13 protein-coding genes and 1 pseudogene are annotated in these 16774 nt (G+C 37.7%); 12 read left to right on the top strand and 2 right to left on the bottom strand.

Annotated elements, in window-relative coordinates:
* The first annotated feature begins 14 nt into the window (after positions 1 to 14).
* From hemY to D7I46_RS02950, 5 genes are all read left to right on the top strand, one after another.
* Positions 15 to 1433: a protoporphyrinogen oxidase gene (gene hemY, locus D7I46_RS02930; RefSeq protein WP_120771517.1), complete on the top strand. Its 1419-nt coding sequence runs from the start codon at positions 15 to 17 to the stop codon at positions 1431 to 1433.
* A 4-nt stretch (positions 1434 to 1437) separates the two neighbouring features.
* On the top strand, positions 1438 to 2715 hold the full coding sequence (hemA, locus tag D7I46_RS02935; RefSeq protein ID WP_120771518.1) for a glutamyl-tRNA reductase: 1278 nt from the start codon (positions 1438 to 1440) through the stop codon (positions 2713 to 2715).
* A gap of 51 nt (positions 2716 to 2766) precedes the next feature.
* Positions 2767 to 3750, top strand: coding sequence for a porphobilinogen synthase (gene hemB / locus D7I46_RS02940; protein ID WP_120771519.1), 984 nt, complete (start codon positions 2767 to 2769; stop codon positions 3748 to 3750).
* Positions 3751 to 3942: 192 nt separating this feature from the next.
* Positions 3943 to 5277 (top strand): aspartate aminotransferase family protein, encoded by a 1335-nt coding sequence (locus D7I46_RS02945; protein WP_120771520.1) that lies wholly within the window; start codon positions 3943 to 3945, stop codon positions 5275 to 5277.
* Between the two features lie 68 nt (positions 5278 to 5345).
* Positions 5346 to 6752, top strand: a complete 1407-nt coding sequence (locus D7I46_RS02950) for an APC family permease (protein ID WP_120771521.1) — start codon at positions 5346 to 5348, stop codon at positions 6750 to 6752.
* Between the two features lie 429 nt (positions 6753 to 7181).
* Here D7I46_RS02950 and D7I46_RS02955 read toward each other — a convergent pair whose 3' ends face one another.
* Both D7I46_RS02955 and D7I46_RS02960 read right to left on the bottom strand, forming a co-directional pair.
* Positions 7182 to 7718, bottom strand: a complete 537-nt coding sequence (locus tag D7I46_RS02955; protein ID WP_120771522.1) for a ClbS/DfsB family four-helix bundle protein — start codon at positions 7716 to 7718, stop codon at positions 7182 to 7184.
* 247 nt (positions 7719 to 7965) lie between these two features.
* Complete coding sequence (locus D7I46_RS02960) at positions 7966 to 8919, bottom strand: AraC family transcriptional regulator (RefSeq protein ID WP_120771523.1); 954 nt, start codon at positions 8917 to 8919, stop codon at positions 7966 to 7968.
* Between the two features lie 98 nt (positions 8920 to 9017).
* On the opposite strand from D7I46_RS02960, the gene xylA reads away from it, so the two are divergent.
* The 7 genes and pseudogenes from xylA to D7I46_RS02995 all read left to right on the top strand — a co-directional run bounded on the left by xylA (position 9018) and on the right by D7I46_RS02995 (position 16773).
* Positions 9018 to 10337 (top strand): xylose isomerase, encoded by a 1320-nt coding sequence (gene xylA / locus D7I46_RS02965; protein WP_120771524.1) that lies wholly within the window; start codon positions 9018 to 9020, stop codon positions 10335 to 10337.
* 44 nt (positions 10338 to 10381) lie between these two features.
* Positions 10382 to 11692 (top strand): ABC transporter substrate-binding protein, encoded by a 1311-nt coding sequence (locus D7I46_RS02970; protein WP_120771525.1) that lies wholly within the window; start codon positions 10382 to 10384, stop codon positions 11690 to 11692.
* 70 nt (positions 11693 to 11762) lie between these two features.
* Positions 11763 to 12719 (top strand): carbohydrate ABC transporter permease, encoded by a 957-nt coding sequence (locus D7I46_RS02975; RefSeq protein WP_120771526.1) that lies wholly within the window; start codon positions 11763 to 11765, stop codon positions 12717 to 12719.
* Complete coding sequence (locus tag D7I46_RS02980) at positions 12719 to 13576, top strand: carbohydrate ABC transporter permease (RefSeq protein ID WP_120773272.1); 858 nt, start codon at positions 12719 to 12721, stop codon at positions 13574 to 13576. The genes D7I46_RS02975 and D7I46_RS02980 overlap by 1 nt, the downstream gene beginning before the upstream one ends.
* Before the next feature lie 22 nt (positions 13577 to 13598).
* Positions 13599 to 14219: a polysaccharide deacetylase family protein gene (locus D7I46_RS02985; protein WP_120773273.1), complete on the top strand. Its 621-nt coding sequence runs from the start codon at positions 13599 to 13601 to the stop codon at positions 14217 to 14219.
* Positions 14220 to 14246: 27 nt separating this feature from the next.
* A pseudogene (gene xylB / locus D7I46_RS02990) lies at positions 14247 to 15757 on the top strand (xylulokinase).
* Positions 15754 to 16773, top strand: coding sequence for an aldose epimerase family protein (locus D7I46_RS02995; RefSeq protein WP_240424479.1), 1020 nt, complete (start codon positions 15754 to 15756; stop codon positions 16771 to 16773). The pseudogene xylB and the gene D7I46_RS02995 overlap by 4 nt, the downstream one beginning before the upstream one ends.
* Position 16774 lies beyond the last annotated feature (1 nt).

Raw genomic sequence — 16774 nt, forward strand, 5'->3', positions numbered from 1 at the left:
ACAAAGAGAAATAAATGATAAATAAGAAGAAAATTGTCATTGTCGGCGGCGGAATTACAGGACTGTCAGCAATGATGGAAATGCAAAAACGAGTTTTGAATGAAGATTTGCCTGTTGAACTCTTGCTTGTTGAGGCTGAACCACGCTTAGGTGGGAAAATAGAAACAGTCAAGCACGCTGGCTATATTATTGAGCGTGGTCCTGATTCATTTTTGGAGCGGAAAACAGCGATGGCAGAACTTGCCGCAGAAGTTGGAGTCGCTGAGCAGCTTGTAAATAATGCGACAGGTCAAGCCTATATCGCGATGAATGGCAAGTTATATCCGATTCCAGCGGGGTCAATCATGGGTGTTCCTACCAATGAAGAAAGTTTTTTGGAATCAGGATTATTCTCTGACGAAGCCAAAAAAAGGGCGATGGATGACTTTAAAATAGAAAAATCACCAGCTGAAATTGACCAATCAATGGGGCAATTTTTCCGTCGTAGACTTGGGGATGAAGTTGTTGAAAATTTGATTGAGCCCTTATTATCAGGTGTTTATGGTGGAAATCTGGATGAAATGAGTCTGCTTTCAACCTACCCTCAATTTTACGAAGTTGAGCAAAAATATGGCAGTTTGATTGGTGGACTTCGTGAACAAGCCAAAGAAAATGTGAAAAAAATGCCTTATCGTGGTGCTGTTAAAGGGATGTTTCAAAATTTTTCAACAGGTTTGCAAACTTTAGTAGATGCTATTGAAGCCCATATTCCTAAAGAAAAGGTGCGTCTGAGTAGCCCTGTGATAAAAATTTTGGCTGACAGTGGCAGTTATCGATTAGAATTTGCTGACGGAAATTTTATCAGTGCTGACAGTATTATTTTGACTACTCCGCATGAGATTTCGGTGCAACTTTTGGCAGCCTATGGTGTGATGGAGGGCTTTGCAGATATTCCATCGACTTCTGTGGTTACGATTGCAATGGGATTCCCTGCTGAAGCACTCAAAAAAGACTTTGATGGCACTGGATTTTTAGTGTCCAGAAATTCTGATTTTTCGATTACAGCTTGCACTTGGCTGCACAAAAAATGGCCGCACACGACACCAGCAGGCAAGATTACGCTCCGTGTTTTCATGGGAAAGCCTGGCGATGAGCGTTATGTAACGCTTTCAGACGAGGAGCTGATTTCACTTGCACTCAAAGATTTACGACAAATTATGGATTTAGATGGAGAGCCAGAATTTGCTGAAATTTCTCGCTTGACCAACTCAATGGCGCAATATACAGTAGGCCACAAAGCGCGTCTGGAAGAAGCACGGAAGACTCTTGCTGAAAAACTACCAGGTACTTTCATTGCAGGAATGTCTTACGATGCGATCGGCCTGCCTGATAATGTTGTTGCAGGACGCAAATATGGCAACGAAGCACTAAATTTTGTAATGAAGCAGAGATAAAAAAATGCATTTATTAGCTTTAAGTTTAAATTATAAAAAAGTTCCTATAGAACTCCGTGAAAAACTCGCTTTCGCAGAGTCAGAATTGGCAGCAGCGATGGCAACTTTGAAAGAATCGCAATCTGTATTTGAAAATGTGATTTTGTCCACCTGCAATCGGACAGAGATATATGCTGTAGTTGACCAAACGAAGCGAGGTGAAGATTACCTCAAACGCTTCTTGGCAAATTGGTTTCATCTTTCGATTACGACTTTTTCTGGATATTTGGATGTTTATCAAGAATTAGAGGTCGCAAACTATCTTTTTCGAGTGACTTGTGGCCTGGAGTCATTGATTGTTGGGGAAGAACAGATTCTCTCGCAGGTCAAATCGAGCTTTCTCTTCGCTCAGGAAAATCAAGCGACGGGAAGTGTTCTCAATACCTTGTTTAAATCAGCCATTACACTGTCCAAAAAGGCACATACGGAAACCCTTCTGTCTCGAAATTCCGTGTCCGTAGGCTCTGCTGCGGTGCAATTAACCAAAAATATCTGGTCAGATTTATCTGACAAAAAAGCAGCTGTCATTGGTGCAGGACAAATGTCGGAACTTTCAGCGAAATATATTGCCGCCCAGAAGATTGCAGGGCTGACCATTTCTAATCGCACTTATGAGAAAGCGCAGAAACTCGCCGAACACTATCATGCTGAGGCTGTCAAACTGACAGAACTTGAAAAGTTACTGACAGAAGTGGATTTTGCCTTTTCATCAACTTCCAGTAAATCCTTTATTTTAAATGAGAGTCTTGTTCGCATTGTTCAGGCAAAGCGTGACAATAAGCCGCTGATTCTTTTTGATTTGGCGGTGCCAAGAGATATTGAACCATCTGTCAGAGATATCACAGGGGTAAAACTTTACGATATTGATGACTTGGAACGATTGGTCAAATTTAACAAGTCAGAACGGCAGAAAGCAGAAAAAGAAGTAGAAAAAATGATTCTAAAAGCGACTGATGAATTTAAAAACTGGCTGTCAGCGCAACAAGTTACACCAATTATTGCCGAACTTCAAGAAAAATCAATGCAGATTCAAGAAAAAGTCATGGAGACCATTGACCATAAACTGACAGATTTATCCGTTCATGACCGAAAAGTCATCAATAAACTGACAAAATCTATTGTCAATCAGCTTCTGCGTGAGCCCATTTTGACTGTCAAATCACTCGCTACTGATGAAAATTCACCAGAAAAACTGACACTTTTCAAACAAATATTTAACCTGTCAGAAGACCAAAAACGCTGACAGAAATCAGTCAGCACTGTCAAATTTGACAAAAAAGAAAGAGATGAAAAAATGAACTTACAATTTAACCGTCATCGCCGTCTGCGGTCATCTGAGACCATGCGCAGTATGGTACGCGAAAATTTCATTCGCAAAGAAGACCTGATTTATCCTTTATTTATTGTTGAAGGAGAAAATATAAAAAAAGAAATCTCTTCGATGCCAGGTCAATACCAATTTAGCCTTGACCAGTTGGAAATAGAAATGAAGGTCATCGCTCAACTGAACATTCCAGCAGTGATTCTTTTTGGCATTCCTGACCATAAAGACGACCTAGGCACCGAAGCTTACAATGATAATGGAATTTTGCAAAAAGCTATTCGCCAAATTAAAGCGAGTCATCCAGACATTCTTGTTATCGCTGACACTTGCCTGTGTGAATACACAGACCACGGACATTGTGGTATGATTGAGCATGACTGTGTCATTAATGACGAAAGCCTTGAACTTCTTGTGAAAACAGCAGTTTCGCAGGCGAAAGCAGGAGCAGACATTATCGCACCGTCAAATATGATGGACGGTTTTGTAGCTGCAATCCGTGCTGGACTTGATGAAAAGGACTTTGAAAATATTCCCATCATGAGCTATGCGGTCAAGTACGCCTCGGCATTCTACGGCCCATTTCGTGATGCGGCAGACTCTGCCCCACGCACAGGACCCTTTGACCGTAAAACCTATCAAATGGACCCAGCAAATCGCCTTGAAGCCTTGCGTGAAATGCAGTCTGACATTGACGAGGGCGCAGATTTTCTGATTGTCAAGCCTGCACTGTCTTATCTGGACATCACGCGAGATGTACGCAATAACTGCAATCTCCCACTTGTGACTTACAATGTATCCGGCGAATACGCTATGGTTAAAGCAGCAGCGCAGAACGGTTGGATCGACGAAAAACGCATTGTCATTGAGCAGCTAACCAGCATGAAACGTGCAGGAGCGGATATGATTATTACCTACTTTGCAAAAGATGTTGCGAAATGGCTCAGTGAAGATTGAATTTTATTATCTAAAAAACACAATCAAGATTTCGATTGTGTTTTATTTATCACGAATGATGTAATAAGCAAATAAGAACACCATATTATTAATAATATTTTGACAATTCTATAAAATTTATTTATACTAAATAAATAACATTTCAAAAGATGAAAAGAGCAACTCATCTTAACTAGAAAGAAAGGAGAGTATATGAAGGATAACCACAGTATCCTAACCGAAGAAGCAGAAAGTATTCCAGAGAGCTCACGCGTCAAATACTTTGATATTGTGCTTGAACGTGGGAGCGGTGCATTGTTATATGATGTGGAGGGACGAGAATATATTGATTTCCTTTCTAGCGCATCCTCTGCAAATGTAGGTCATTGTCACCCTAAAGTTGTCAAGGCGATTCAAGAGCAAGCAGAGCGACTCATTCATTTCACTCCTGCCTATTATGCAAATGAAATGACCGCTTCACTACTGACCAAACTAGCACAGCTTGCTCCAGGAAATTTTTCCAAGAAAGTTGCATTAGGAACGTCTGGCTCGGATGCTAATGATGCAATAATAAAATTTTCTCGCGCCTATACAGGACGACCATATATTATTAGCTTTACCGGAGCTTATCACGGTTCAACCTATGGTTCATTAAGCTTGTCCTCAGTCAGCCTAAATATGTCAAGAAAAATAGGACCACTTTTACCTAATATTATAAAACTCCCTTACCCCGACACACATCTAAGAATGGAAAATGAAACAGATGACCAATTTATAGATAGAATGTGGCAGATGTTTACACTCCCTTTTGAAACATGGTTACCAGTTGAAGAAGTAGCAGCGATCATCATTGAACCTATTCAGGGAGATGGAGGTATCATCGCAGCACCAAAAGACTATCTCAAGCGCCTATACGATTTTACAAGAAAACACGGAATTATTTTTGCAGTTGATGAAATTAATCAAGGACTTGGACGTTCAGGGAAGATGTGGTCTGTTGAACATTTTAACATTGAACCAGATTTAATCAGTGTTGGGAAATCACTGGCATCAGGACTCCCGTTGTCTGCTCTCATAGGACGTACAGAAATTATGGATAGTTTAGCCGCGCCAGCTCACGTATTTACTACGGCAGGAAACCCGATATGTGCAGCAGCAGCCCATGCAACTCTAGAAGTCATTGAAGAAGAAAAACTTGTCAAGCGCTCGGAACAGCTTGGAAAACAATCTTTCGAATTTTTTCAAACAATGAAAGAAAAATATGACTTCATCGGAGATACAAGAATGTATGGACTTGATGGAGGCATTGATATTGTTGATAGCAATGGTAGTCCAGATATAGATGGAACGACTAAAATCATCTACAAATTATTTCAACTTGGTGTCATTATGATTAGTTTACGAGGAAATATTCTCCGCTTTCAACCACCACTAGTCATTACTGAAGCGCAGCTCAACAAAGGATTCAAACAAATTGAAATTGCCTTTGAGGCTTATAAAAATAATGAGCTAACCCTACCAGAACACTCAGAAAAAATAGGCTGGTAACAAACGACACTTACCATTGCAGTAAAGTCGTTTAAAGAAGAAATAACATAAAGCATTAGGAGAAAAACATGGGATTCACAAAACGTGCAAGTTTTAGCACATATTATCAAAAAGATAAAAAATTAGAACAAGTTTTAGGAGTGAGAGATTTCCTTGCCCTCGGGGTTGGAACAATCATCTCCACTTCGATTTTCACCTTACCTGGTATTGTAGCAGCCGAATATGCAGGACCCGCAGTCGTATTCTCATTTTTGTTAGCCGCTATTGTAGCTGGTCTAGTAGCCTTCGCCTATGCAGAGATGTCAACAGTTATGCCATTTGCGGGTTCTGCTTATTCATGGATTTCGGTCTTATTTGGAGAAGGATTTGGATGGATTGCAGGTTGGGCACTCCTTGCTGAATACTTCATTGCAGTTGCCTTTGTAGGTTCTGGATTCTCAGCAACCTTTCAAAACTTACTTGGGCAGCTCAACTTTCATATGCCAGCAGCTTTAGCAAGCCCTTTTGGTACAAAGGGTGGTATTGTTGATTTGATTTCTCTACTAGTTATTGCTGTATCCTCTTTTGTTGTCTGGCGAGGAGCATCAGATGCAGGACGAGTCGGCCAGATTCTTGTCGTCCTAAAAGTTGCAGCTATTCTAGTCTTTATCTTTGTAGGTTTAACCGTCATTAAAGCACACAATTATGTTCCCTTTATCCCAGCTCATAATCCAAAAACAGGTTTTGGAGGAGTTTCTGGTATTTTATCAGGTGTATCAATGATTTTCCTTGCATACATCGGTTTTGATTCCATTGCTGCTAATTCAGCAGAAGCTAAAAATCCGAAACGTACAATGCCCATTGGTATTCTTGGTTCACTACTAATTGCAGTCGTTCTATTCTCAGCGGTAACTTTAGTTCTAGTAGGTATGCACCCTTATTCTTCATACGCAGGAAATGCTGCACCAGTTTCTTGGGCTTTGGAAAAAGCTGGTTTTGGTACACTTTCAGTAGTTGTATCAGTAGTTGCGGACGCAGGGATGTTTGTTGCTTTGCTAGGGATGGTACTGGCGGGTTCTCGTCTACTTTATGCATTTGGACGTGATGGAATGCTTCCAGCAAAAGTAGGAAACCTAGATAAAAGAGGACTTCCGTCCAATGGACTATTAGTGTTGACCGTTGTCGCTATCGTCATTGGCGCATTTTTCCCATTTGCCTTTTTGGCACAACTTATTTCTGCTGGGACCTTGGTAGCATTTATCTTTGTTTCCTTAGGAATGTTTGCCCTTCGTCCAAGAGAAGGAAAGGATTTACCCGACGCAAGTTATAAAATGCCATTTTACCCTATATTGCCAGCACTTGGAGCGATTGGCTCAGTCATCGTCTTTGAAATGCTTGATCCAGCAGCAAAACTAGGAGCATTTATTTGGTTTATTCTTGGAATTATTGTTTATACACTTTATGGAAGTAAGCATGGTAAAATAAAGAAACAGTAAGATATGATAATAGTCGAAAATAAAAAGAACCTCTTAAAATAATAGATACTGCAAAGAAACAGTATAAAATCTATTTTAGGAGGTTTTTCTACCTCAAATAAAGTGTAAATTTTAAATTTCAAGTTGTTAAAAATTGTCCAACTGGTAGAGAAGGGTATGGTTTTTCCCCCAATTTCTAAAACGATTTGTTTTTTACACAAGACAAGAAGATGGATGATTAATCAACTGAAGCGAAATTTTACATCTCATTGTCTTAATCATAAATTTATCACAGATGAATGAACAAACGTTTATCCAGCAGATTGAAGATTGTATAACTATGATTATTTATGGAGTAAATAAAAAAGCATGACTCCTAGAGGTTAGAAGTACATCCCTTATTAACTATTATAACTGAATGAATCTTTTTATTTTTGATAGACTTGTTTATTAATTTTGAAATGTCTTTTTATGAAGCCTTAGCTTTTTCAAAGCCCAGTCATAGTGGGAAGGTAAAGAAGATTGAAAATATTGTCCTAGACTAGTTGTCCCAGTCCAGTTGAAATATTTTTTTATATATAATTCATCATTAGAAAAAGTACCAATGAGAGTAATTAATTCTTGATGTGTTTGAAAAATTTGTTGTTTCAAATCTTCAAAAGAAATTTTTTGATTTTTTTCCCAGAATTTTTCATTCATATCTCCATAATTTTTCCACGAATAAGGGATGGGCAGAAAGGAGATATGCTCTCCCTGTCTATTTTTCATAACAAAATTGAGTAGGAGTTTATGCCACTCATATAAATGTGCCAAAACATCTCTAGTATTCTTATCTCTCGACCAATGTTGCTCTTTTTTCCCTTCGGGGTTAAATCTAAAAGTTCCATTTTTCATTTCTTCATCCATATCATTAATTAATTTCCAAAGTTTCTCCCAATTCTTTTGAGAGTAGAAAATAAGTTCGGATTTATTTGTAGCTTTTACCATATTAAATTTCCTCGTTTACGTGTTATTAGTATTGTATCACGAAGCATATATATTCTATCAAATTCATTTTTTACAAAATCTATTTTCCGCGATTCTTAATAAAAGAATCGTTTTTTATATATTAATTTTGATAGTTATAAAACGAATTATAAAAATGACAACGTTTCCACTTTAAAATCGAAAGAATTGGTAAGACAAACATTTAGGAAAACGGTATCATTGTTATTGTGCAAGGGGGAAATAAGAATTAACGTTTAAAAACAAATCTTGTAAACCTCTCATCAAAATAGTGCTGAAGCAAATCAAAACTTTCTTTATCATTATAACTTCGTTGATTATCAATTTCGTCTTGATTAAAAGACATCTCTACCAATGAGGGAGAGTTCAGGTTATTCGTTCGATAATCCCTTGGAGAAACACCATAACACTTAGAGAATGCATTATTCAACGTCCTAATATCAGAAAAACCGCAGATATAGGAAATCGTGAGCAAGTTTTCATTTGTCGAGGCGAGAAGGGTGCGTGCTTTTTCACAACGTAAGTTATCCAAGTACTCTTTAAAAGTAATGCCAAAATTATTTTTAAAAAAGTGACTAAAGTAAGTCCGAGAAAATCCTTCACGTGTAGCTAAATCATCCAGAGAAATCTTGCTGGTGTAGTGTTCATGGATGTACGAAGAAATCCGTTGGATACGCTCTTGTAAGTCCATTAATTTATTTTGTTGAGCCGCACTCAAAATGTCATAATTGCAGATTTCCATCAGCCCATCCAGAACCAACGAGGTATAACCATGCACGCGCAGCGGAGAATGTGTCCCTTCTTCAAAGTAGCTCAGAGCTGCTTGAAGAATAAAATAAAGGACTTCAGGATTATTCTCCAAGTCAAAAGGTTGGCTCTCAAAGTTGGTCCGATCCAACTGTGGAAAAACAATCTCAAGAATCGTTGTACTAAACTGCACGACCAAGACTTTCATGGCTTGCTCTGAGATGAACTCATGAATCTGGCAACTATTAAAAATAATACCTTGCCCTGCTTGGATGGTAAATTCTTGTTCTTGAGTTCTAATTTTTCCTTTTCCTTCAAGAACAAATGATACTTCCATATCAAAGTGCAAATGGGGTTTACGATAAGCAATATCCACTAACAAAAAATTCAGATTGTTTATCTTTGAATGATAAATATTCTCCAATTCATTTTTCACGTCTACAACCTCCTGTTAGTAATTGTAACATATTTTTGCAAGCGCTCGCAGGAATTTAGAAATAATTAAAATACATCTTACTTAGGAGGAGCTATAAAATGGCTTACTTTAACAACATCTCATCCATCCAATATGAAGGTACAAAAACAAAAAACATGTTTGCCTTTCGTCATTACAATCCTGAAGAAGTGGTGCTAGGAAAGACAATGGCTGAACATCTTCATTTTGCATTGGCGTTCTGGCACACAATTACAATGGATGGAACAGACCCATTTGGTGGAGCAACAATGGAGCGACCTTGGGATTTAGAAGGCGGGACAGAGCTTGAAATCGCTCACCGTCGCGTAGATGCATTCTTCGAAATTGCTGAAAAACTAGGAGTGAAATACTATTGTTTCCACGATATCGATATTGCACCAGCAGGTAGTTCGCTCAAAGAATTTTATGAAAACTTGGACGAAATTACTGACCACCTCCTTGAAAAACAAAAAGAAACTGGCATCAAATTGCTTTGGAACACAGCTAATATGTTCTCAAATCCACGTTACATGAATGGGGTGTCAACTTCTAACCGTGCTGAAGTCTTTGCTTATGGTGCTGCACAAGTTAAAAAAGGTTTGGAACTTTCTAAAAAACTCGGTGGTGAAAACTATGTCTTCTGGGGCGGCCGTGAAGGTTATGAATCACTCTTGAATACAGACATGGGACTCGAAATGGACCACATGGCTAAATTCTTCCATATGGCTGTTGATTATGCAAAATCGATTGACCATTTACCAGTCTTCTTGATTGAACCAAAACCAAAAGAACCAATGACACATCAATACGATTATGATGCTGCAACAGCAATGGCTTTCTTAGAAAAATATGATTTGACATCATACTTCAAACTCAACTTGGAAACGAACCATGCTTGGCTTGCTGGTCATACTTTTGAACATGAATTGAACACAGCCCGTAGCTTCAATGCGCTCGGCTCTATTGATGCCAACCAAGGAAATTACTTGCTAGGCTGGGATACAGATGAGTTCCCAACACTTGTGATTGACATCACTTTGGCAATGCATCAAATCCTTTTGAACGGCGGATTGGGTAAAGGCGGAATTAACTTTGATGCGAAAGTACGTCGTACTTCATTCAAGGCTGAAGATTTGATTTTAGCACATATAGCAGGTATGGATACTTATGCGCGTGCACTTAAAGGAGCAGCAGCAATCATTGAAGATAAATTCTTATCAGATATTGTTGAACATCGCTATGAATCATACAAAACAACAGAAGTTGGTCGCTCAATTGAAGATGGTACAGCAACCTTTGAAAGTCTTGCAGCCTATGCTCTTGAACATGGTGATGAAATTGAATTAGAATCTAATCATCTCGAACACATTAAATCAGTTTTGAATGACTATCTTGTTTAAGCAAATAAAATCAAAATAAAATGTTCATATAGGAGTGAATATTCATGAAAACTTCAAAAAAAGTTATCTTAGGAACCATTGCTTTGGCTAGTGCGGGGCTGCTTGCAGCTTGTGGTTCATCAACGAGTGCTTCAAAATCATCTACGCCAAAGGCTACAGATAAAAATATCAATCTTTGGACTTTTGCAGATATGAAACCGCAAATCCAAGAATATGAAAAAGAGAATCCCAATGGTTTCAAGATAAAAGAAACAGTTATTCCCTATGCTGATTTCCAAACAAAGCTAGACAAGGTTCTCGGTACAAATAAAGCACCTGACATGGTTGCTTTAGATGCAGGATTTGTGAGTAAATATGTAGACTCAGGAATGCTTGCTAATCTCAAGCCTTATGGTGTTAAGAGTGCTACAAAAGATAGTTTCTCATATACATTAGATATTGGTAAAGATAGCAAAGGTAATCAAGTCGCCATTTCTTATCAAGCTGCTCCAGGAGCTGTTTACTATCGTGCATCATTATTACAAAAATATCTAGGGATTGCACCAGATGACCAAAAAGCAGCTCAACAAGCTTTCTCAAACTGGAATCAGGTAGAAAAAACAGCAGAAACAATTAAAGAAAAATCTGGAGGTAAAGCATATCTCTTCTCATCTTTGCAAGATATGTATATGCCAGCGATTGGTGGACGTACTGAGGGGTGGGTTTCAAAAGATAATAAACTTCAGATTGACCCATCATTACTCACTAACCTTGATTTGATGAAAACATTTGTTGATAAAGGTTTAACACAGAATACTGTGGGACAAAATTCTGACTGGTTTGCAGGAATGTCTTCTGATAACATTGTAGCGTATTCACTACCTTCATGGGGACTATTCTACTGGTTGAAAGACTATTCTAAAGGAACAGCAGGAGATTGGCGAGCAATTCAAGGCCCTCAATCTTATTCATGGGGTGGTACTTGGTTTGGTGCAGTCAAAGGAACTAAAGATGAAGCGAATGCAGCAAAACTTGCAATTTACTGGTCAACAGACAAAAAATTCCAAACTTGGCAAGCATCTGCTAATACGGACTTTGTAGCAGATCAAAAAGTTGATGAAGCTGTTGCAAAAGACTATGACAATAATCCAGTTAAAGGAAGTCCAATTGGTACTCAAAATCCATACTCATTATTCTCAGAAGCAGCTAAAAATATCAATGGTAAAATTATCACTAAATACGACCAAAATATCCAAAACCTTTGGATTAATGATGTGATTAACCCATATGCTAATGGTAAAACAACTAAAGATAAAGCATTGGCAACTTTCAAAGCTGACGTGAAAAGTGCTTATCCTGAATTGACTACCGACTAAATTCAGTGGTTCAATTAGCAAATAAGAGAACCGAATAAACTTATTCGGTTCTTCTTTTATGGAGAATAACATGGAAAAACATAAAAAAAAATCAACGAAAAAGTTAAAGTTTGAAAAATATAATCGTTATGGTTATTATTTTCTCATTCCGTTTTTCATTGGTTTTCTACTCTTTCAACTCTATCCAATTATTTATACTTTCAGAATAGCTTTTACGAGTATGAATGGTTGGCAGACGTTATCAACAGCAACAAATGTAGGATTCGACAACTTTGTAACTTTACTTACTAAGACACCATTATTTATACAAAGTCTTCAAAATACATTGCTTTTATGGTTGCTTAATTTTATACCACAAATACTGATGGCATTGATTTTGGCAGCATGGTGGACAAATAGGAAACTAGCTCTGAAAGGCTCTAGTTTTTTCAAGACAGTTTTTTATCTTCCTAATATGATTATGGCGGCATCTGTCGCTGCTTTGTTCATGATTTTGTTTTCATATCCTCAGGGTCCAGCTAACCAATTCTTAATGAATTTGCATCTGATTAGTCATCCATTCAACTTCTTACAGTCTGTTTGGGGAACGCGAGGAATTACAATATTCCTTCAGTTTTGGATGTGGTATGGGCAAACTTCGATTGTGTTTGTCGCAGCAATTTCATCTATTGACGAATCATTATTTGAAGCTGCACGTATTGACGGTGCATCTGATGGTCAAATCTATCGTCGTATCACGATGCCTTTGATGCGTCCAATCATCATGTACACTTTCGTAACATCATTTGTCGGAGGCTTGCAAGTTTTCGATATTCCGTATTTGTTAACACAGGGTTCAGGAGGACCTCTTAACTCGGTTTATACTTTGGCTATCTTTATCTACAATCAAGCCTTTCAATATCGTAACTACGGCATTGCATCCGCAGCATCAATTATCTTACTAGTTATTGCTGCAATCGTATCCATTATTATGTTCCGATTCTTCCGAGAAAGAACTACAAATACTGCGATTGGAGGTAAAAAATGATGAATAAGAGTAGTATGAGCAAAGCATTGAGGACAAGACGGATATTAATTTATATTGTATTTGCTATTTTGACGATAATCAGTGTCTTACCGTTAATCATGATGTTAATCAATTCAACACGTTCCGTTGTTCAAATCAATACTGGTGTATCATTGATTCCTGGAAGCTCGTTGATTCACAATATTGAAGTTTTGTTTCAATATGGATTTAATATGGCTCGAGGAGTAGGTAATTCCTTTTTTGTAGCGGCCGCATCGACTATTATTTCAGTCTATTTTTCTGCAATGGCGGCATATGCATTGGTAGCATATGATTTTAAAGGAAAAAAATTGATTTACGGTGCGATTGTTGCTCTAATCATGATTCCAAGTCAAGTTTCAATGATTGGATTCTACGAATTTATGATTAAATTAAACCTGTTGGATAACTTTCTACCCCTGATTTTACCAGGCTTAGCAGCACCAGCAACAGTATTTTTCCTCGTTGAATATATGTCAACCGTTTACAACAAAGACTATGCAGATTCAGCCCGTTTAGACGGAGCAGGAGAATTAAAAATATTTCACCGTGTCATGTTGCCAATGATGAAGCCAGGACTCGCTACAATGGCAATATTTGGGTTTGTCTTCTCATGGAATAACTTCTTGATGCCATTGATTTTAATTTCAAAACAAAGTATGTATACTTTGCCAATGATTGTTCAGACGATCACAGCGATGGGCGCAGGGGGACACACTGTAGAATGGGGTGCTATTTATGTCGGACTTTCTATCACAGTAGTTCCTATCATAATTGTCTATCTCCTATTATCAAGATTTATCGTTGGTGGCGGTAATGCTGGTGGTGTTAAAGGTTAATGACAAAAGAAAGTATGAGAAGATGACAAAAGAAATTGCCTTAACTTTTGATGATGGTCCTTGGGGGCTAACAACCCCAAGAGTACTAGATGAGTTAATCGCTCAAAAAATTCCAGCAACATTCATGATATGGGGCGAGCATGCTAAGCAATATCCAGAACTTGTAAAACGAGCAGCAGCAGCCAAACTATTTTCTTTCGGTAATCATACCTTTTCCCATCATTCCTTACTTGAAATTGATGAGGAAGAAATTAGGAAAGAACTAGAAAAAACAGACCATATCGTCAAAGAACTAACTGGAGAGGTTCCCAAGTTTATCCGACCACCTTTTGGTGATATAGACTTCAACACATTAAAAATAGTCAATCGACCTATTATTTGTTGGTCTTTAGACACAGAGTCATGGAATCATCATGATGTTAATCAGTGTTTAGAGCGTGCTACAAAAGCAAAGGATGGTGATATCATTCTCATGCACGATTATCAGGAAGCGGAAGCAGAGGCCTTACCTAAAATAATAGATTATTTACAAAAAAACGACTTTATTTTTAAAACGATTCCAGATTTATTAGGTCATCAACTCAACGAAGAACCATACATCTACTATTCTAGAAACAAAAGAGATAAAATTGGATTTAAATAAAAAGTTATAGATTGAAAGGAAATAAAAATGTCATACGTTTTAGGAATAGACCTTGGAACATCAAGTTTAAAAGGAATTCTACTGAGCCAAGAAGGTTCAGTAGTTACAACAAAAAGCGCAAATTATGATATTGACAATCCCAAGCAAGGTTTTTCTGAGCAAAAACCAGTCATTTGGGTAGAAGCGCTAGAAAAAGTTTTAACCGAAATATCGCAAGAAGTTTCAGATTTTGGTACAGCACTTTCAGGAATTAGTTTTTCAGGTCAGATGCACTCGTTAGTTGTATTAGACGAAAACAATACACCTATTTACCCAGCTATTTTGTGGAATGACGTGAGAACAAGTAAGCAATGTCAAGAGATTATGAGCAAAATGGGTGACAGATTACTTGAAATTACTGGTAATATCGCGCTTGAAGGCTTTACTTTACCTAAGATTTTATGGCTTCAGGAAAATGAACCAAAAGTTTGGGAACGTGTTAAAAAAATAATGTTGCCCAAAGATTATTTAGGTCTTTATTTGACAGGAAACATTCATACAGAATTTTCAGACGCAGCAGGGACTTTGCTTTTAGACATTGAAAAACATGAGTGGTCCAAAGAAATCGCAGATACTTTTAATATTTCAATGGAAGTTTTACCAGAGCTGGTTGAGTCTGTAGGACAGATTGGCACAGTGACCGCTGGAATCAAAGATAAATTTGGTATTGAAAATGAAGTAAAAGTTTTTGCTGGTGGAGCGGATAATGCAGCAGCAGCTCTTGGCGTTGGATTGATTGACGAAGAAATTGGATTAATCTCAATGGGAACATCAGGAGTTGTTTCTAGTTTTGAGTCTAAGTTTACCAATTATGATGGTAAGCTTCACTTCTTTAATCACACTGTACCTCAGGCTTACTATTCTATGGGGTCACTTTAGCAGCAGGTAATTCATTGAATTGGTACAAAGAAACTTTTGGGAATGGTAAAGGTTTTTCAGAATTGCTTTCTGATGTGAACACTGTACCTGTAGGCTCTAGTGGGCTTTTGTTTACACCTTATATTGTAGGAGAACGTACGCCACATTTTGATTCTAAAATCCGCGGTAGTTTTATAGGAATCTCAGCAACACATGAACAAAAACATTTTTCACGTGCAGTCCTAGAAGGGATTCAATTTTCTTTACGAGATTCAAAAGATATAATGGAATCAACAAAGGGAAAAACATTCAAATACTTGATTTCTGTAGGTGGAGGTGCACAAAATCCAGATATTATGCAAATGCAAGCAGATATTTTTAATACAGAAATGATTCGCTTAACCGTTGAGCAAGGACCAGGACTTGGCGCTTGTATGATTGCTGCTTTTGGTTGTGGTTTTTATCCAACGCTTGAAGAAGTAACGAAAGCTTTTGTTCACTATCAGACAGAAACCTTTAAGCCAATTGCTAAAAATGTTGCTGAATATGAAAAAGTTTATCAAATCTGGAAACAAGTTTATTCAGTAACAAAAAATATATCTCATCAATTAGTAGACTTTAATGATGGGAACTTAAAATGATTATGATAAGTGATATTTCTGAAAAAGAGCTCCCGCTTTTACCAGGTAAGAGCATCCGTGAAATTACTCTTTCAAATGGGCATCTAACCATTGTCGTCCATGACTTTGGAGCGCGTATCCATCAGATTTTTGCGCCCGATAAGTATGGAACATTTGAAAATATTCTCCTTTCTAAAGACAATTCCGAAACATATATACATGATGGAGGATACTATGGAGTAATTTGTGGGCCAGTAGCTGGTAGGATTGCGGAAGCTAGTTATGGAGAGATTAAATTAGACGCAAATGAAGGAAAAAATACGCTTCATTCTGGCAGCAAAGGATGGGAAAGACAATTTTGGAATTATGAGGTGTTCAAAGAGAAAGAAAAAATAGGAATTAAGCTAACTTTGAGAGATGGCCAATCAGGCTTTCCAGGAAATATTTCTGCAAGTGTCGTATATGAGCTTGAAGGCTCATGTCTAACGGTAAAAATGACAGGAATATCAGAAAAAGATACGGTCTTCAATCCAGCTTTTCACCCATATTTTAATCTTACAGCTGACAAAGAAAATATTTTGGAACATATTTTACAAACCTCAGCGACAAAAGTAGTTGAAGTGGATGAAGAAAATATTCCAACGGGAAATCTAGTTCCTGTGGGAGATACGGTTTATGATTTGAGAAAACCAGTATCTATCAGGAGTATTTTAGAAAAAAAACCTCAGGGTTTTGATCACTGCTTCGTATTTCCAGAACAAAACACAGAGAAAACTCTAAATCTTTTCGAGAAAAAATCGGGAAGAAAGTTGACCTGTATAACGGATCGTCAGGCAGTAGTCATTTATACAGCTACCAATCCTGAACAAGAATCAACAATATCGGGAAAGAAGATGACACCTAATCGAGGAGTTGCTATTGAATTCCAAGAATTACCTGACATGGTGCATCATCCTGAATGGGGAACGATAGAACTTAGATTAGGTGAGGAAAAGACCTTTATTTCAACTTATACATTTTCTGTTGAACCAGAGTAAC

It is taken from the genome of Lactococcus allomyrinae (assembly GCF_003627095.1).
GTDB classification, from domain to species: domain Bacteria; phylum Bacillota; class Bacilli; order Lactobacillales; family Streptococcaceae; genus Lactococcus; species Lactococcus allomyrinae.